The sequence below is a fragment of the Tissierella sp. P1 genome (assembly GCF_002266425.1).
GTDB lineage: Bacteria > Bacillota > Clostridia > Tissierellales > Tissierellaceae > Tissierella > Tissierella carlieri.
This window is the reverse complement of the sequence record NZ_NPMN01000004.1, coordinates 139,743-158,887: the sequence shown is the minus strand read 5'-3', so window position 1 is coordinate 158,887 and position 19,145 is coordinate 139,743. Positions and strand designations below refer to the sequence as shown.

General features: G+C 32.1%; 13 protein-coding genes, 1 tRNA gene and 2 riboswitches. Of the genes, 3 read left to right on the top strand and 11 right to left on the bottom strand.

Going from position 1 to position 19,145, the window contains the following annotated elements; genetic code table 11:
* Positions 1-5: 5 nt before the first annotated feature.
* From CIW83_RS04335 to CIW83_RS04320, 4 genes are all read right to left on the bottom strand, one after another.
* Complete coding sequence (locus CIW83_RS04335) at positions 6-665, bottom strand: ComF family protein (protein ID WP_094899642.1); 660 nt, start codon at positions 663-665, stop codon at positions 6-8.
* A 2-nt stretch (positions 666-667) separates the two neighbouring features.
* Positions 668-2,893 (bottom strand): ATP-dependent RecD-like DNA helicase, encoded by a 2,226-nt coding sequence (locus CIW83_RS04330; RefSeq protein WP_094899641.1) that lies wholly within the window; start codon positions 2,891-2,893, stop codon positions 668-670.
* Positions 2,894-3,154: 261 nt separating this feature from the next.
* On the bottom strand, positions 3,155-4,327 hold the full coding sequence (gene metK / locus CIW83_RS04325; protein ID WP_094899640.1) for a methionine adenosyltransferase: 1,173 nt from the start codon (positions 4,325-4,327) through the stop codon (positions 3,155-3,157).
* 410 nt (positions 4,328-4,737) lie between these two features.
* Positions 4,738-4,839, bottom strand: a riboswitch (SAM riboswitch).
* A gap of 71 nt (positions 4,840-4,910) precedes the next feature.
* Positions 4,911-5,381 (bottom strand): small multi-drug export protein, encoded by a 471-nt coding sequence (locus tag CIW83_RS04320; RefSeq protein WP_094899639.1) that lies wholly within the window; start codon positions 5,379-5,381, stop codon positions 4,911-4,913.
* Positions 5,382-5,690: 309 nt separating this feature from the next.
* Here CIW83_RS04320 and CIW83_RS22095 point away from each other — a divergent pair, with 309 nt between their 5' ends.
* The 3 genes from CIW83_RS22095 (at position 5,691) to CIW83_RS04305 (ending at position 11,124) form a co-directional block, all read left to right on the top strand.
* Entirely contained in the window at positions 5,691-7,721 is a 2,031-nt protein-coding gene (locus CIW83_RS22095) for a methyl-accepting chemotaxis protein (RefSeq protein ID WP_158220010.1), read from the top strand.
* 198 nt (positions 7,722-7,919) lie between these two features.
* Positions 7,920-7,996, top strand: a tRNA-Pro gene (locus CIW83_RS04310).
* Positions 7,997-8,256: 260 nt separating this feature from the next.
* Positions 8,257-11,124: a phosphodiester glycosidase family protein gene (locus CIW83_RS04305; protein WP_094899637.1), complete on the top strand. Its 2,868-nt coding sequence runs from the start codon at positions 8,257-8,259 to the stop codon at positions 11,122-11,124.
* 35 nt (positions 11,125-11,159) lie between these two features.
* Here CIW83_RS04305 and CIW83_RS04300 read toward each other — a convergent pair whose 3' ends face one another.
* The 7 genes from CIW83_RS04300 to CIW83_RS04270 form a co-directional block, all read right to left on the bottom strand.
* On the bottom strand, positions 11,160-11,492 hold the full coding sequence (locus CIW83_RS04300; RefSeq protein ID WP_094899636.1) for a rod-binding protein: 333 nt from the start codon (positions 11,490-11,492) through the stop codon (positions 11,160-11,162).
* Positions 11,493-11,538: 46 nt separating this feature from the next.
* The gene (flgG, locus tag CIW83_RS04295) at positions 11,539-12,333 is read right to left on the bottom strand and encodes a flagellar basal-body rod protein FlgG (protein WP_094899635.1); all 795 of its coding nucleotides are present in this window, start codon (positions 12,331-12,333) and stop codon (positions 11,539-11,541) included.
* 10 nt (positions 12,334-12,343) lie between these two features.
* Complete coding sequence (locus CIW83_RS04290; protein ID WP_094899672.1) at positions 12,344-13,384, bottom strand: flagellar hook-basal body protein; 1,041 nt, start codon at positions 13,382-13,384, stop codon at positions 12,344-12,346.
* A gap of 59 nt (positions 13,385-13,443) precedes the next feature.
* Entirely contained in the window at positions 13,444-14,475 is a 1,032-nt protein-coding gene (locus CIW83_RS04285) for a rod shape-determining protein (RefSeq protein ID WP_094899634.1), read from the bottom strand.
* Between the two features lie 260 nt (positions 14,476-14,735).
* On the bottom strand, positions 14,736-17,429 hold the full coding sequence (locus CIW83_RS04280; protein WP_158220009.1) for a cobaltochelatase subunit CobN: 2,694 nt from the start codon (positions 17,427-17,429) through the stop codon (positions 14,736-14,738).
* Between the two features lie 238 nt (positions 17,430-17,667).
* Positions 17,668-17,845: riboswitch (cobalamin riboswitch) on the bottom strand.
* Positions 17,846-17,972: 127 nt separating this feature from the next.
* Entirely contained in the window at positions 17,973-18,227 is a 255-nt protein-coding gene (spoIIID, locus tag CIW83_RS04275) for a sporulation transcriptional regulator SpoIIID (RefSeq protein WP_094899632.1), read from the bottom strand.
* A 48-nt stretch (positions 18,228-18,275) separates the two neighbouring features.
* Positions 18,276-19,133 carry a M23 family metallopeptidase gene (locus CIW83_RS04270; RefSeq protein ID WP_158220008.1) on the bottom strand — a complete coding sequence of 286 codons (858 nt, stop codon included), beginning with the start codon at positions 19,131-19,133 and terminating at the stop codon, positions 18,276-18,278.
* Between the last annotated feature and the right edge of the window lie 12 nt (positions 19,134-19,145).

The window sequence follows — 19,145 nt, the reverse complement described above, 5'->3', positions numbered from 1 at the left end:
ATCCTTTAGTTATTTTTGCTTGATGTCAAGGCTATACCTATTACTTCCTTAGCACCATTATTTATAAGCACTCTACTGCACTCATCCATAGTTACTCCAGTTGTTATAATATCATCTACTAAAAGTATCTTTTTTCTTTCTATTTCACTAGAATCTTTTATTTGAAATGAGCCCTTTAGATTTATGATTCTATCAATTTTATTTGAATGACTTTGCTCTTTTGTCCATTTAGTCTTTATTAGATTCTCCCTTAATAAAGGTTTTTCAAGATTTTTTGATATGTAAACTGCCAATAACTCTGCTTGATTATAACCTCTTAATGCTTCTTTTCTTTTATGGGTGGGGACATAAATAATTATATCTATATCTTCGGCTATTTTTTTATTTTCAATAGTCCTAATCATAATTTCTCCAAATGGTTTATATAAATAGTTCTTTCCATTATACTTATAGTTCTTCATCATCTCTCTAATAAATCTATTATATGAAAGCGAGTAATACACCTTATTGATATATATGGAATCTATTTGCACTTCTCTATTTAATACTTCCAAGTTCTCATAACACTCTTTACAGATATATCCTTTAATGCTTCCATTTTTCTCTTTGCAAAAAAGACAAATATGTTTTGTTGGAAAAAGTAAACTATTTAAGGTTTGAAGCAAGTTTATCCCTCCATGAAAATAGATACATAATTTCTAATCTTTTTATCTAATGCTGAGTATCTCTTTGTTATTCTATTATTTTTTATCATCATAGATAAATATTTTTCTTCTCCTACTAATACTACTAAATTTTTAGCCCTAGTAATGGCTGTATATAATAAGTTACGAGTTAAAAGCATCGGTGGTCCCCAACTAATTGGCATTACCACCACTGGAAACTCTGAGCCCTGAGATTTATGTACTGTTGTTGCATAGGCTAATCTTAACTCATCTAATTGATTAAATTCATATTCTACTTCCTTTTCATCGTCGAATAAAACTTTCATTGTCCTATCTTCTTCATCTATATCAATTATAAAGCCAAAATCTCCATTGAATACGCCTTCACCAGTATCTACTTCTAATCCATCTCTTACTGTTTTCCATTCAGTTGTATAGTTGTTTTTTATTTGCATCACCTTATCACCAACTCGAAACAGTTCATCTCCAATTTGTTTTTCTGCTTTGGACTTATCTTTAGGATTTAGGACGGACTGTAAATGTTTATTTAGTGAATTGATGCCTACATCCCCTTTTTTCATCGGAGTTAGAACTTGAATATCTCTTACTTTATCTACTCCATAAAAATTAGGAAGTCTTTCATGACAAAGTTCTAATATAGTCTCTAATATTCCATCAGTACTGTTTCTAGTTAAAAAAAAGAAGTCTTTATCCTTTTCATTTAGAATAGGTTCTTCTCCTTTATTTATCTTATGGGCATTAACTATTATCATACTCTCTTCTGATTGTCTAAATATTTCATCTAACCTTACAACCTTAATTACTCCCGACTCAATAATATCTCCGAGCACGTTTCCAGCCCCCACTGATGGCAGCTGATCTGTATCTCCTACTAGAACCACACGGGTTCCCGGTTTCAAAGCCTTTAAAAGTGAGTTCATGAGAAGTATATCTATCATAGAAGATTCATCTATAATAATTAAATCTACATCTATAGGACTGTCCTCATCTTTTCCAAATGCCATAGATTCCTCTTCCATAAAGGAGTATTCCAATAGTCGATGTATTGTCTTTGCCTCTATTCCTGTAGTTTCCGTCATCCTTTTAGCTGCTCTTCCTGTTGGCGCTGCAAGAATCACTGATAGATCCATATCTTCACAAATCTTTATTATAGCATTAATTGTAGTAGTTTTACCTGTACCTGGCCCTCCTGTAATAACTACTAATCCATTTTCTAAAGCTTCTCTTATTGCCACAATTTGTTTTTTAGCGAATAGAATGTTTTCTTGTTCTTCTATTCTTTTAATTTCCTTTTCCACATCTATCTCTAATTCTTCCAATTTGACCTGAGATAATTCTACGAGTTTTCTGCTTACATTATTTTCTGCCATATGAAATGGAGTATAGTATACAAGAGTATCTTCATTATCTGCAATTAAATGAATATTTCCCCTAAGTCCCAGATTCCTTATACCTTCTTCTATTAAACTGTTTTCTGCATCTAATAGCCTAGAAACATTAGATATTAGCTCGTTCTTAGGCACATAGCAATGGCCATTTCCTGCGAATTCCATTATTATATATTTAATTCCAGCTTCTATTCTATATGGTGACTCTTTATTTATACCCATTTTTGCTGCTATCTTATCAGCAGTTTTAAATCCTATACCGTAAATATCCTCTGATAGTCTATAAGGATTTTCACTAATTATATTTATTGTATCTTTGCCATAATTTTTATATATTTTTATACCGTAGTTAACTGTGATACCGTACTGCTGCAAAAATACCATTATATCTCTAAGTTCTCTTTGCTCAGCATAAGCCTCTACTATTATTTCAAGTTTTTTCTCACCTATGCCACTTATTTCCTTTAATCTTTCTGGATTATATTGTATGATTTCCAATGAATCCAGACCAAATTTCTCCACTATTCTCTTAGCGGTCTTAGGACCAATATGGGGAATTAGACCCGATGAAAGGTAGTTTTCTATTCCTTTTAATGTAGATGGCACTACTGTTGATATACTTGTAAATGATAATTGTTCACCATAGGTAGGATGATATATCCATTCTCCCTCTACCTTTACAGTCTCTTCTAGATTTATAAAAGGGGTATTACCTACTATAGTAACTGGTCCATCGGATGTATTAAGTTTTGCAACTGTATAACCATTGGCTTCATTTCTAAATCTTATTTCTTCTATTACACCCTCTAGAATCAACATTCATTTCACTCCTGTTTATTCAATTCATAGCCATAGGCCACTTACGCAATTTACAGTTCACAATGCACAATTGTTAAGGTCTAGCTTTGCAGTATTTTTTGCGACCAGCGGTCGCTTCCTTAATTGTGAACTTAAGTAGAGAACCAAAATCATGGTTTTTGATTTTGTGTTCATCGCTTAGCTACTGATATTTGCCCGCAGGGTATAATTCGGTAGTCCTTTAGGGTTTGTTCATCTAGTGCATTGTGAATTGTGAATTTGCTAACTCCTTAATAATTCAACCTTATCTATCTTTTCCCATGGCAAATCTAAATCTGGTCTGCCAAAATGTCCATATGCAGCTAATTGTCTATAAATCGGTCTTCTTAAGTCTAAACCTCTAATAATAGCTGCTGGTCTAAGATCAAAATGTTTATTAACTAGTTCTTGAATTTCCGTATTGGATATCTTTCCAGTTCCAAAAGTATCTACATATATTGATAAAGGTCTTGCTACACCTATAGCATATGCCAGCCCTACTTCACACTTGTCTGCTAATCCTGCAGCTACTATGTTTTTTGCTACATATCTTGCAGCGTATGCAGCTGATCTATCTACCTTTGTTGGATCTTTTCCTGAGACTGCTCCTCCACCATGTCTTCCATATCCACCGTAAGTATCTACTATTATCTTTCTTCCAGTTAATCCAGCATCTCCCATAGGACCACCCACAACAAATCTTCCTGTAGGATTTACGTAGTATTTTGTATTTTCATCTAATAACTCTTTAGGTATTATTGGCATTACTACATGTTTTATTATATCTTCTTTAATAGTCTCTAAGGTCACATCCGGACTATGTTGGGTAGATACTACAACATTTTCTATTCTTACAGGTTTATCGTCAAGATACTCTACAGTTACTTGAGTCTTTCCGTCTGGTCTTAAATATTCTAATGTACCATCTTTCCTTACATCTGATAATCTCTTAGCTAATTTATGAGCTAATGATATAGGCAATGGCATTAGTTCTGGTGTTTCATTACATGCATAACCAAACATCATCCCTTGATCTCCTGCACCAATTAAATCTAGTTCATCATTAGAGTTGGTTTTTTGCTCTAGTGCTTTGTCTACTCCCATAGCTATATCCCCTGATTGTTCGTTTATAGAAGTAAGCACAGCACATGTATCTGAGTCAAATCCATATTTTGCCCTTGTATACCCTATTTCTTCTATCGTTTGTCTCGCAATCTTTGGTATGTCAACATAACAATTAGTAGTGATTTCCCCTACTACTAGTACCATTCCAGTAGTTACAGTTGTCTCACATGCCACCCTCGCATTGGGGTCTTTTTCAAGTATTGCATCCAGTATTGAATCTGAGATTTGGTCGCATACTTTATCTGGATGCCCTTCTGTTACTGATTCAGAAGTAAATAACCATTTTTTCATTCGCTTTCCTTCCTCCTTAAATTTTTCTATTAGGTGCACTTTTATATTTTCCAATTTTAATGTAAAAGAGAAAATATTCTTCTCTGTGTTAAGTCATATTACGCAGTCTCACTGCACAAATTCATTTGCTCATTATCATTCGCATGAATTTTGCGTTCGTTGCCTTTTTGTCCAACGAGCATTCGCGAGTTGTAGACAAAACGGACAGCGTAGGTGCGTTTGACCTACTAAAGCTCACTATCGTTCGCTAAGTTAGGTCATTTTCCACAGTCTCGAAACACAAATCTATTTGCTCGCTGCGCTCGCATAGATTTGGTTCTCGTTGCGTTTGACCTACTAAAGCTCACTATCGTTCGCTAAGTTAGGTCATAAAAAAAACCTTCTCGAGAAAAGGTTTTAGCATTCGCTTTACCTCATCTCTCAGAACATAGTTCTGTGGGATTTAGCACCTTGTATAAATACTGGTTGCCGGATTTCATCGGGCCCATACCCTCCATCGCTCTTGATAAGGAACTATATTGATTTTTTATCTAACAAAGATTTTATCACAATGAAAATTTCTAGTCAATAATGATAAAAATAATCAAAATATTGAAAATACCTTATAGGATATAGTAGCCACGATAATTCCCGATGTTATTATACCCAAGGATATAGATAGCAGTGCTTTTCTAAAATTCATTTTTAACAAGGATGCTATAACTGACCCTGTCCATGCACCAGTACCTGGCATTGGTATGGCTACAAATATAAAAAGTCCTAGTAAACTATATTTCTTTATAATAGCTGCTTTACTCATAGATCTCCTTTTTACCCATCCTACAGTTTTTGAAAATATTACAGTCTTTTCAAAGTATGCCATGATTGGGTGAAGTAATTTTAATAAAAAAGGTACTATTATCATATTTCCTATTATACTAAGGATTGTACTATGTATTGGACTAAGTCCTAGAGATATGCCTAAAGGCACTGCCCCTCTAAGTTCTATTATAGGCAGCATTGCAAAAAATATTACTATTAGCTCTGTTTGTAACTCTTCTAATAATTCCAGCATAAAGATTCCTCCAATCTTACTATAATTATAAGGTATTTTTTAGCCTTATTCAATTAACTTATGTTTAATTTAAAACTATTCCCCACATATTTAAACTACACACAATATGACCTATGAATAAATTCATACTATGAATTTATTTCATAGGTCTTTCGTATTATAAATATTTATAAGTAATACAAACTGAATAATACAAAATGGATGATAAAGCCTCATAAGGAAATAAAACCCATATGGCATATTATTTGCAAGCCTATAAAGATAACTATACAATTAATTTTTAAATCAATAACTTAGGAGATGAAAAAAATGATAAAATTAAACAACAAAGAAACAATTAAATTTAAACTGATTGTAATTCCCTTAATATTAGTACTTATTGGAATTCTAAGTATAGCTATAATTACTTCAGGTTTATTTAAGAAAAATTTATTAGATGCAAAAAAAGTGAGTGGTTTTGAGCTGGCAAGTCAAGTAGTTGACAGAATAGAAGATAATTCAAATGCAATTAAAAATATCAACGAAATCCTAGAAGAAAATATGAGAACCGCAGCAAAAACTACTATTAATAACCAAGGAAATTTAAGTAACGAGCTACTCGATAGTATTGTAGAGAACTCCACTGTAGACGCCATCTATTGGTACAATAAAGATATGGAAATCATCTACTCTACAGTGCGAGGAGATATCGGATGGCAAGTACCTGCAGATCATCCGCTGACTAGGTTTATGGAAAGTAATGATAATGAGATAATGGAGGATATTAGACAAGATGGTGCATCAGAAAATGGGAATTATTTTAAATTTGGGGCAATAAAGGCTAAAGATGGTGAATTTGTGCAAATTGCTATTCTTGCTAATAAGGTTCAGCAATTAACAGAACAATATGGATACCAAAATCTTGTTGAAGATTTATCCGAAGCAGATAATATAGTCTATGCAGGATTTATTGACCCTAATGCTAAAGTTTTAGCCAACAGTGATATAAGTAAGGTAGGATCGGAAGAAAGTAAGGAATACATTATCAATGCCATTACCAGCCAAGAGCCTTATTCTTATGTATATGATAATGAAGGCACTGAAGTATATGAGGTTCTAATGCCTATTAATATGAACAATAAATATTTAGGAACATTAGAACTCGCCTTCTCTATGGAAGAAACTTATAAAGCAATTAATAGAAATGTTTTTATTATTATAACCATAGGGGTTTTAGTATTTACTATATTAGGAATCATATTGTATTCTATATCTAGAGGTATAGCAAAGAATCTTAATATTACAAAAGAGCATTTAAACATTATGACATCAGGAGACTTTACTGCGAAGATTCCCGATAAATTTATTGCCCAAAACGATGAATTTGGTGAAATTGCAAATGCTATGAAAAATGTTCAAAATTTTATCAGGGATACAACAAAAAATATAGCGGACTCTTCAGAGAGATTAAAATTAGCGTCACAAAAGCTAACATATGCTAGTCAACAGTCAGCTATAGTATCAGAAGAAATAGCAAATACAGTTCAAGAAATAGCAAAAGGAGCCAATGATCAAGCTCATGATACGGAGCAAGGTGCAATAAATGTTAATATCCTCGGTGATTTAGTAGAAAGAAATCAGAATTTCATTGAAGAATTAAATATGTCTACACAAGAAGTGAATATTTTAAAAGATGAAGGTATTAATACTATAAGAGAATTGGTATTAAAGACAAAAATGAATCAGTCCTCTGTAAAGGAAATAAATGAAATAATTACAAATACAAATGAAAGTGCAGAAAAAATTGAACTTGCCAGTCATATGATTCAAAGTATTGCAGAACAAACTAATCTATTGGCATTAAATGCTGCTATAGAAGCAGCAAGAGCTGGAGACGCTGGAAAGGGGTTTGCTGTTGTAGCTGATGAAGTTAGAAAGCTGGCTGAAAGATCTAATGAATTTACAGAAGAAATAGTTACAATAATAAAGGAATTAACTACTAAAACAGAGTATGCAGTAGATAATATTAAAAAGGTTGAAGAATCCACAGAAATTCAGGTAAAAAGCGTAGAAACAACTCACGAAAAATTTGATGGTATTGCTTTAGCCATAGAAAAAATGAAAAATGCAATAATAGATGTCAATCATTCTGGTGAAGAAATGAGAAATAAAAAAGAAGAAATAATAGTAATCATTGAAAATCTATCTGCGATCTCAGAAGAAAATGCTGCTGGAACAGAAGAAACCTCAGCATCTATAGAAGAACAAATGGCATCTATGCTAGAAATAGAAAATGCATCTAGAATTTTATTAGAATTAGCAGAAGAAATGTATGATAGCATTTCAAAACTTAAATATTAAAATAGTATTATTCAAATTATTTATTTTTGATTCATATGAAAAACAAGAGATATATAGAGATATTTATAGATTATTTTTAATATAGTGCGTTTTTTTACATTATATCTTATATTCATCTTATTTTAGTCGAATACTACCAATTTTATACTATTGCATTTTCTCCAAATCCGTCGTATACTATAATAGTTGAGTGAGCGACGGGGTGTAGCGCAGTTTGGTAGCGCACGTGGTTTGGGACCATGGGGCCGGGGGTTCAAATCCTCTCACCCCGACCATCGACAAAATGACTAAAGAAATCTTTAGTCATTTTTTTATTTTTTTGTTTTAATATCTATAACTCTTCTATTAGTTTCCTACACTTTGTTATTTCATTCTTTATCAGCTTTCAATTGTTATTGTCCTCAACTTGTAATATGTTTGTAACCTAATTGATATATTTAAATTATATAATAGAATGGACAAGTAATCACAGGGAAAAAAGGGAGAATTGAAAGTTTCTACCAAAAAATTACATAAAATATTACGAGGTGAGATTATGAAAAAAAATTTAAAGAAAGTTTTTGTATCTTTGCTAACTGCTACTACGATTTTTACATCTACTGGACCAGTCTTAGCAAATAAAATTACTGTAAACATGCCATATTCCATATATCAAAATATTGAAAAGAATAATATTTCCTCTGGAGTAGTCCATGAGAAAATAATGCGTTTCACTACTGCTGGATGGTGGAATATAAATGTTCTTAGAATCAATCTATTAGACCCACATACTGAGATAAAAAGTCTAATAAATCCAAATGGTATGCCAAGTAGGGACAAGGTTAGTTCCATGGTAGAAAAACATAATGCTGTAGCTGGAATAAATGGAGATTTTTTCAATTACAGCCCCATGCCATCAACTTTGGGTGCATTAATAGAAAATGGTGAGCTTTTAACTGCCCGTCGGGATGATGCTAAACCTTTGCTTCCCGGATTCTTTGTAGATTTTTTAAATAATGCTAATATTGACTATTTCCAGAGGACAATGGAAGCTACTAATCTTACAAAAGGAAATAAAATCAACATAAATGCCGTAAATAATGTGTCGACATATTTCGATGCTGTAACTCTTCTAAATAAACACTGGGGCCCTAAATCCATAGGAACTAAATTCCATAATGATTTAGTAGAGGTAGTTGTAAAAAATGATATAGTAACAGATGTAAGGGTCGGTCAAGAGGCTATAGATATTCCTGAAGATGGTTATGTATTGATAGTAAGGGGTTATCAAAAATCACAGGAACTTCAAACCTTTTCTGTAGGTGATTCTATAGAGCTTAATATATCCAGTACTCCAGATATTAACAATATCAAGTTTTCCATAGGTGGAGGAAGTTATATACTTAAAAATGGCGAATTAAACCGCCCCGATCTTGATTCTCCTGGAAATGCTCCTAGAACTGGGATTGGAATTAATAAAGACGGTACAGAGGTAATTTTAGTGACTATAGATGGTAGAGATACTTCCTTTAAGGGAGTTACTCAAGAAATGTTTGGAGCAATCTTTAAAGAGCTTGGAGCGTACAATGCCTTAAATTTAGATGGTGGTGGTTCTACTGCCATGGCTATAAAACCTGTTGATTCTCAAAAAGCCGTAATAGTAAATAAACCATCTGAAGGTGCTGAGAGACCTGTTGTAAATGGTGTAGGAGTATTCTCTAATGCTCCTGTAGGCGAATTATCATATATTAAGGTGTCTACTGATGATAGCAATATGTTTATAAACACTACAAGAGAATTTACAGTAAAGGGATATGACCAGTATCATAATCCTGTAACTATTGATGAATCTAAACTTGTATTTACTCAAGAGGGAGTAAATGGTAACATAGCTGGCAATAGTTTCAAAGCTCTTTCCCAAGGAAAAGCAAAAATCACTGCCAATTATGATAATATAACTAATTCAATAGACATCAATGTATTAGGCAATGTAAAAGATTTAACTACTGATATGTCTAACTTCAATATAGATATAAATAGTGAAAAAACCTTACCTATATTCTATGGTAAAGATGAAAATGGATATCAAGCTAAGATATATCCTGAGGATATTACGTTTACAACTATAAATAATATCGGAAGCGTAACTAACGGAATATTTTATAGCGCTGATACATCTGTAGCAGGTGTTCTTACTGCTAAACTAGGCGAAGGAATTGAAAATATCTTAGTATCTATTGGTAGTGAAGGTAAATTAGTAGAGAGATTTGAGTCCCTTGATAATTTAAGATTTTCTGCATATCCAGAAACAGTAATAGGTGGAATAGGTCTTAGTAGTGATGCAAAGGAAGGGAATTCATCCATATCATTAAAATACGATTTCTCTCAAGGAGAAAACACTAGAGCAGCATATCTAACTCTAATGAATGGTGAAAATATTGGGCTACCTATACAAGGTGTACCAAGAAAATTGGGCCTATGGGTCAATGGAGATAATAGTGGCAGCTGGTTAAGAGGAACTATAAAAGACAATAAAGGTAATTCACATACAATTGACTTTGTAAAAACTATTGATTGGACTGGATGGCAGTTTGTAACAACTAATATTCCATCAAATGTTTCATACCCTATAGTTTTAGAAAAAATTTATCCTGTTGAAACTGATAATCTAAAGAAACAATCAGGAGAACTATTATTTGATGGTCTTACAGCATTCTATCCTCCTACACTAGGTAATATAGTATTGCCTACTCCAAGTACATTAAAGGATAGCAAAAATATTAAAACTAATGTTAATAAAGATGGCTTTTCCTTTGCTGTATTCATGGAGCCAAAGGGATTAAATCAATTAGTAAAATATGATGCTAGCTCTAAAATTAAATCTAAGATTAATACTCACAAAATAGCTATTTCTTTAAACGGTATGTCAAATGAGTTTGTAAAGGGCTTAACTAATTATGCAAGGATTGATGCATCTGGAGCTTATAAAAGAAACAAACATCAAGATGTCGCTTTTATAAATGTAAATACTGGGAAGAATGGTATTAGGGAAACTAATGCTGAACAATGGAATAAATTAAAGGCTGATTTAAATGGAACAACTGAAAACAATATCGTTCTTTTATTCCCTACACCGATATTCGGTTCCAATGGATTTACAGATACTTTAGAAGCAGACCTTCTTCATAAGCATTTAGTTGAAACTAGAGAAAAAGGTAAGAATATATTCGTTGTCCACGGAGGTAATTCCAATACTTCAGATTTAAAAGATGGCATAAGATATATTGGATTAAATACTAAAACTTTAGGAAAACCAGAAGATATTTATGATTTATCTATTATAGAGTTTACAGTAAATGGCTCTGATGTAACTTACACCGTTTCTCCATTATTTGAGAAGCCAGGAGTTAAAGTAGGTAAGTAAATGAAAATGACTTAGGAATACATTCCTAAGTCATTTTATAATCTTACATAACCATTTTTAAATTGATTATACAGCATCTTAGCTATACCTACGCTATTATCTCCTTTAGTCATTTCCTTAGATAATTCTTCTAGATGCATTTCTTCAAATATACGTGTCCCCTGAGATTTCTCTATTAAACCATTATCATCAGGAACGGTTTTTTTCATTTCCTTTAGCATCATATAAATAAATATGCTTTCGAATTCACGACATACATCCATCAATTTTTTATCATCTTCAGTATGTTTCAAATTCTCAATTTTTTTCTGAACTAAAGAAGGATCTCTATCCGTATTTATAATATTATTAGTTGGTGATATTTCCATTAGTTCACCTCATTATTCTTTTAAATTATTATACTATAATTATTAATTATCTTTTTAAATTATTGGCTAATTGCAACATTTCATCAGAGGTAGTAATTGTCTTTGAATTGATTTCATACGCTCTTTGTGCAGTAATCATCTTTACCATTTCATCTACTACTTGAACATTTGACGCTTCTAAATATCCTTGTATTACCCTAGTACTCATTTCTTCAGCCTCTAAAAGTATTTCTTCGCCAGAAGCTGCAGTTGCCCTATATAGATTTTGACCCTCAGATTGAAGACCTTCTGGATTCATAAAGTTAACCAACATAAGTCTTCCAATCTCAACTGTTTCATCATCTTCATCTTTACCATAAATATATCCCAGTTCATCAACTGTAATATCTTTAATTCCTGTCTCTATAGTAATTAAATCGTCGTCTTCACTAAGTACAAAATATCCTTCCGAAGTAACTAAAGTGGCCTCATCTCCGTCGATACTTAACTTGAAGCTTCCATCTCTAGTATATCTTATATCTCCATTTGGCAATTCCACTGCAAAGAACCCTTCTCCATTTATAGCAAAATCATAAGTTCCTTGAGTCTCCATAAAACTACTTGTCCTAAAATCTCTCTTAGTAGCTACTGGCATAACACCATGGCCTACTTCAAGATTTACCGGCCTTCCTTGATCATCATTTATATTAGCTCTTTTTATATTTGCATAAAATAAGTCTTTAAATTCAGCTCTTTGCACTTTATAACTAGTCGTATTTACATTTGCTAAGTTATTAGATATAGTATCTATATTAAATTGCTGTGCCTTCATTCCTGTAGCTGCAGTCCATAATGATCTCATATTATACCTCCTACACTCTTCCTATTTCATTAGCTGCTTTTTCTAACATTTCATCTTGCATCTTAATTACTTTTTGATTTGCTTCAAACTCTCTTAACAAATTTATCATTTCAACCATACCAGATATAGGATTCATATTAGAACCCTCAAGATAACCTTGTAATATTTCACCGTCAAATATATTCTCTTCTGCTACGGTATTATCTGCCATATAGAAAATATTATCTCCACGTTTTCTTAGGAATTCCTTATTATTAATATCCACTATATCTAAAGTATCAACTGGATTGCCATCAATCTGAATCTCTCCATCAGATAAAATATCTATAGTACCATTTCCTAAAAAGATTGTTCCATTTCTTCCTAATACTCTTCTTCCGTCTAGGTCTGTTAGATATCCTTCTGTTATTGCAAAGGATCCATTTCTGGTATATAGAGTCTCTCCATTTTCCCCTTGAATTTTAAAGAATCCATTGCCCTTTATGGCAACATCTAATGTCCCACCAGTATCAATAAGTCCACCATTTGTAAAATCTGTAAACAGCTTTTGAAATCTAACTCCTCCACTCATAGTTCCTATAATATATGATGGCGGATTATAAACTAAACCCTGTAGAAGATTTTCCATATCTCCAGCTTGTTGTACCCTGTTTCCATTGTTATTAATTATATAGTTTTCATAATCAGTTTTATGCTCATCCTCTAGATTCTTGTAAGAAGTTTTTAAGTAACCTTCTTCATCTACTACAAATTCTATTTCCTTAACATAAGATTTTCCCCTAGAAGTGTTTACCACAAAATATCCTTCTTGAGTTCGTGCAGTGTGTACTTGTCCATTAGTTTCATAGGTAATATTATTCTCTCCTGCTATATTTCTTAACTCTGGAGTTCTACTCATTTTTGCCAGTAATTTCTCTGGAAAGGATTCTGTTAGAGAAATATCCCTTTTAAATCCTGCAGTATTTATATTGGCTAAATTATTTGAGAGAACATCTAACTTCTTTTGATTAGCTACTAAAGAAGTAGCTCCAATATATAGACTTCTGTTCATCTTTTATCACATCCTAATAATCGATATCTAATATATTATCGGCTACTCTAATCAAAACTTTAGCCTCTATATTTTTTTGTTGTATTATCTTCTACTATATTACTATCTAAATACTGTACCCACTCTAAAGCCTTTCCAGTTCCTCTAGCAACACAAGATATTGGTTCATTTGCTACATGTACTGAAATACCTGTTTTTTCCGTGATTAGCTTATCCATTCCATAAAGTAAAGCTCCTCCTCCAGTCATTAATATTCCCTTATTACTAATATCAGCAGCTAACTCTGGCGGAGTTCTTTCTAAAACTATATGAACTGTATCTACAATCTCTTGTATAGGGTCCTTGAGAGCTTCAAGCATATCAGTAGAAGATACATTTACAGTTATAGGCAGTCCTGTGAGCAAATTTCTTCCTCTTACTTCCTTAAATTCCTCTTCTTCTCTTCTATATGCAGATCCAATACTAAGCTTCAATTCTTCAGCAGATCTCTCTCCGATCATCATATTATATTTTTTTCTAATATACTTAGATATGGCTTCGTCACATTCATCTCCTGCTATCTTTATAGATCGGCTGACTACTATGCCTCCTAAAGAAATGATAGCTACATCTGTAGTTCCCCCGCCGATATCAACTATCATATTACCGCTTGGTTCAGTGATATCTATCCCTGCTCCAATTGCTGCAGCTATAGGTTCCTCAATCAAATATGTCTTTATAGCCCCTGCTTGATTGCTAGCTTCCATAACTGCTCTTTTTTCTACTTCGGTTATTCCGCTAGGTACACATACTATAACTCTAGGTTTAAGTAAATACCTACCTACAGCCTTCTGTATAAAGTACTTCAACATTCTTTCAGTTATATCATAATCAGATATAACTCCATCTCTCATAGGTCTAATAGCTATAATATTTCCGGGAGTTCTGCCTAGCATTTTTCTTGCTTCTTCACCAACAGCTAAAAACTTATTTGTATTTTGATCTATAGCAACAACAGAGGGTTCCTTTAAAACTATTCCTTTTCCTTTCACGTATACTAATACGCTGGCTGTTCCTAAATCTATCCCTATATCCGCTCTCAAACCACACATAGAAAATTCCTCCTTAATTATCCTTATCCCATATTATATTCTACATAAATTCCAAAACTCCTTCTTTTTTTGGCAATTTCTTCAAAATTTTACAAAAACTGAAGCTCCCTATTATGGGACCTTTTTACTAATCACATAAAATATAATGTTATATTTTATACAATAGACATTTCATCATACTTTAATTTCTAGAATTCCTTTTTAAGTAATATAAAAGTCTATAATCATAATCTTCTAGTTATTTATCATCTTAAGAGTGTCTATATTTTAGATATATACATTACAAATTTTTCTAAAGTACCCTCCTTTGGGTCCCACATTTTTCTTCTATAGGCCTCTAAAAGTTTTTCCACAATATTATACAGGGCCATAGGATTATTTTCTTCAAACCATTCTTTTATATCTTCACTGAACACGTACTTTTCTGCTAATTCTTCATACATCCAATTTTCCATAATATGAGAAGTAGCATCCCATCCAAAGGAGTTACTTATGGTATTATAAATATATCCTGCTGATTTATAACCATGTTTCTTCATAGATTTAATCCAGTTCGAATTTAGTACTCTAATCCTATATATATATTTTAATTCTGTAGCTATATTTCTTGCTTTTATATCAATTGGATTGCTGCTATCTCCATAATACATCTTAGGTTGCTTTCCAGAAATTGCTTTAACAGCACAGGCAAGTCCACCATGATATTGATAATAATCACTACTATCTAAAATATCAATTTCTCTGCTAATTATATTTTGAACAGTTACATCTACTCTTCTCAATTTTTCTATAAGCTGCTCTTTCTCAAATTTACCATTCTTTCCTCTACCGTAGGCATACCCTTGAGAATTTAAGTATATCTCTGATAAATCTTCTCCATTATTCCATCTCTCAATATCAATAGCTTTGTCTATCCCAGTTCCATAAGTTCCTGCCTTAGATCCAAATATTCTTAGAAGCGCATTGTCTTTTGCATCTTCTTCTCTATATCCCAATTTTATTTCCTTCTCTATATCTGCCTTGACATGTTGATATATATAGTTTTCATTTTCTTCCAACTCAGATACTTTCTCAAACGCTTTATCAAGCAGATCTATAATACCTTGAAATGTATCTCTAAATGATCCAGAGATTTTTACGATTACATCAATTCTTGGTCTGCCTAACTCCTCCATAGATATAAACTCTAAATCTACTACTTCGCAATTTTTCTTATTCCAAACTGGTCTTAATCCCATTAAATAAAGTATCTCTGCTACATCTTCTTCTCTGTTTCTAATAGTAGGGTCTAAGCATGGAACCAAAGCAATACTCTTAGGATATCTCCCATTGTTACTTACATAATCTTTTAGCACCTCATCACCAAGTTTTTTACCCTTTTCCCAAGCCAGAGAAGACAGTATAATCCTTGAATTTAAGGTATAGAAATTTCTACCAAGAGGCAAAGTATCCACATCACCCATAAATACATTTTCACTTTTTACAGCTGGTACAAATTGTCCATTAAGTAATTTCATAAGATTGTATATTTCATATTTTGCTCCATGAAATTTAGGTACCAATTCCTCAGCAATATATCTAAGAATAGCTGCCATCTTATCATTCGTACTTCCTAGATATTTTTGTATAACTCCATCAATATACTTTGTTTTGAAATTAAAATCATAGAAATGAATTATAATCTTTTTTGCAACAGTGCTTACTTCTCCTAATAAGTCACCATAGGTTTTTGATGTGCCTTCCACAATCATTCCCTTATTATTTAGCATAAATTCATAATCATATCCAAAGACTTCACATATTACTTCATGTAAAGATGGTATACTATCATTTCTACTACTCATTGTTACCAGTATCATATTAACTAGATCTTCACCATAAAGACTTCTTCCCAAAACGTGAAATCCTTCTTTAATATAGCTGAATTTTATTTCATTAAGATAACTGCTTAGAATTTCACAAAATTTATCAAAATCTTTAAAAGCATGTTCCTTACTATATTCAATATCATCTTGGATGTTTAATTTGCATACTTCTTTCCATAACATTTTTTTATAAAGATATAAATTCTTCATACCATTTAGTTTCGCATCATAGTACATTCTAAGCAAATTGTAAACCTCTTCAATATCATCATAACTACCAACAAAATTTAAAGGTGGTACCATACATTCTATCATCGATATATAACTTTTTCCTCTAGATTGAACCTCATCTCCTTCATTTTTTATAACATAATAGTGAGACCTAGGAATCATTCCTAATACTATGTTCGGGTAATATCCACTGCATAATCCAGATTTCTCTAGCAGCAATTCTGAGATATCATGACTTCCTACATGTATCACTGCATCTGCTTTAAATATTCCTTGGGAGCATTTATCATTACCTAATTTATCAGAACTATAATATTCCTCAAGTAATTCATCTCCAAGATCCTTTGAATATTGAATACCTATAAATATATTTCCATTTATAACCCCTGGTATTAAAACTTTTTTTCCATCTATTGATAATTCTATTTCATTAGTGCTATATCTAAGAAGTCTATCAATTAATTCTTTTCCATCCTTAGGTAAATATTCTACATCATATCCTTCTATCTTCATTTTACTTAAAAGAATCACAAGAGATTCTATAGAATCAAATCCATATACATTATCTATATCCGAATCTCCTGATAAGTGATTATGAAATATTATAGCTATTTTCTTTTTTGAATTATCTAGTCTTCTTGGGTTTTCAACCCTAACTTCTAAACAATGAACTTGTTTTAATTCTTCATATATTGACTGATTAAAATTGCATACCTTATTCCTCATATTTCTCCTGTCTTTCATAACATTTAATGCTTTTCCATAGGCGGGGGAATGATATTTTGCTTTACATTTATCCAATCTATTTACTGCTATAAAGTGTTCATATTTCTTAATTATATTTTTAGTTTCCCTCAACTTACTCACCTCTCTGTCTATATTTTCAAACATTTCTCTTATGGATTTATAGTTTTCAGTTTGTGGATATAAAAATAAAAACTATACCGAATTCAGTATAGTTATCAATGGATTTATATTTAAATCAATAGCAAAACAAAACCCACTTTTTAGGGTTTTGATTATCATGTATTGTTTATTTTTTTGATGCGTAAAAAACAAATCAAGACTATTGACGCACAAAATTTTCCCACCGAAAACTATGCTAAGCATAAATTAGGTATCCTGACTCACATTTCTTCCTTATCCTGCCTTCCCAGATAAAAATCAAGTGGCTTATTAATAGGCTTCGTCCATGTTCACAGTAGCGGGGGCTGTATCGGATTTTCACCGATTTCCCTAATGTCTCAAAGAGATAAATCATGCTTATATATTTAATATTTATTTTAATTTTATGTTATATTAGTTTACTTACATTGTCAATAGTTTACTGTTTACCATTACTTATTAATAGTTCTAATATGATTTTTACAAAAACTAAAAAGTCCCTATTACGGGACCTTTTTACTCATTAGATGCACTATACTTTAGTTTAGTTGCTCTTCCACCTCTTATATGCCTTTCCGCTTTATTGAAGTCTAGAAGTTCTTTTACCATATGAGCTAAATTTGGATTTATCTTTGGTAATCTTTCCGTCAAATCTTTATGAATCGTTGATTTGCTACACCCAAAAACTTTAGCTGTGTCTCGAACAGTACTTTTATTAGAAATTATGTATTTTGCAACTTCTAATGTTCGTTCTTCTATATAATCTTTCACTTAATCAACCCCCCTGACATTTTGTATTCACTAAATACTTATGCTTTTTTAATTGTTAATAGAACGTGGATCTACTAATTTTCCATTTTTTATGACTTCAAAATGAAGATGTGGTTTCATTAGCATTTCAATTTTTGCTGTGTTACCAACTTTAGATATATGGTCTCCTTTTTTGACATTGAGCCCTACCTTTACCATCTCTTTAGTCCCAAGACCTGAATATTTAGTTTGTAAATCATTTCCATGGTCTATCACTATTACTATTCCCCATAATTCGTCTTCATATACTTCCTTAACAACTCCATCTGCAGCTGCTTTAACTATAGTACCTTCTGAAGCCTCAATATCTATAGCACCATGACCTACCCATGAATCTAGAGTCTCTGAATAAATTAATGAATCAGAAGTATATTCTGTAATTATTGGCCCATCTATTGGAAGAAAAATGTTCTTAGCTTCTTGTACTAAATCAGAATCCTCCATATATTTTTCTTCCTCATCTTCTTCTTCAAATTCTAATTTATCAGTATTTTCTTCTGCAATATCTTGTTCATCCGAACTTATTTCTCCACTATCTTCTTCATCTGAATTTATTTCTGCAATATCTTGTTCATCTGAATTTGCTTTTGTAATATCCTCTTCATTATCCACTGCATTTGCAGCAATTATTTCTGCATCAGTTACATTTGCCTCATGAAGATTTTCATCGTAAATGCTAGACTTTTTAGCTACCTCATCATCTAAGATTATAAGGTCATCATTGTCTATCTTAGAGCTTATATTTTTGTTTACATTCATATTTTTCATGGATATAAACAAGGTTCCACCAGCCACTACACACACACAAACAAATAAAAATAGAATAAATCCTTCCTTTTCTATTAACTTGATTAATTTATTTTTCATATCTCCACCTCC

What these genes read in the sequence shown, in the direction of transcription:
- CIW83_RS04270 (WP_158220008.1), bottom strand. Translation starts at nt 19,133, where the DNA reads ATGAAAAATAAATTAATCAAGTTAATAGAAAAGGAAGGATTTATTCTA.
- CIW83_RS04285 (WP_094899634.1), bottom strand. Translation starts at nt 14,475, where the DNA reads ATGTGTGGTTTGAGAGCGGATATAGGGATAGATTTAGGAACAGCCAGC.
- CIW83_RS04330 (WP_094899641.1), bottom strand. Translation starts at nt 2,893, where the DNA reads ATGTTGATTCTAGAGGGTGTAATAGAAGAAATAAGATTTAGAAATGAA.
- CIW83_RS04320 (WP_094899639.1), bottom strand. Translation starts at nt 5,381, where the DNA reads ATGCTGGAATTATTAGAAGAGTTACAAACAGAGCTAATAGTAATATTT.
- CIW83_RS04300 (WP_094899636.1), bottom strand. Translation starts at nt 11,492, where the DNA reads ATGGAAATATCACCAACTAATAATATTATAAATACGGATAGAGATCCT.
- CIW83_RS04305 (WP_094899637.1), top strand. Translation starts at nt 8,257, where the DNA reads ATGAAAAAAAATTTAAAGAAAGTTTTTGTATCTTTGCTAACTGCTACT.
- metK (WP_094899640.1), bottom strand. Translation starts at nt 4,327, where the DNA reads ATGAAAAAATGGTTATTTACTTCTGAATCAGTAACAGAAGGGCATCCA.
- CIW83_RS04290 (WP_094899672.1), bottom strand. Translation starts at nt 13,384, where the DNA reads ATGAACAGAAGTCTATATATTGGAGCTACTTCTTTAGTAGCTAATCAA.
- flgG (WP_094899635.1), bottom strand. Translation starts at nt 12,333, where the DNA reads ATGAGATCATTATGGACTGCAGCTACAGGAATGAAGGCACAGCAATTT.
- CIW83_RS22095 (WP_158220010.1), top strand. Translation starts at nt 5,691, where the DNA reads ATGATAAAATTAAACAACAAAGAAACAATTAAATTTAAACTGATTGTA.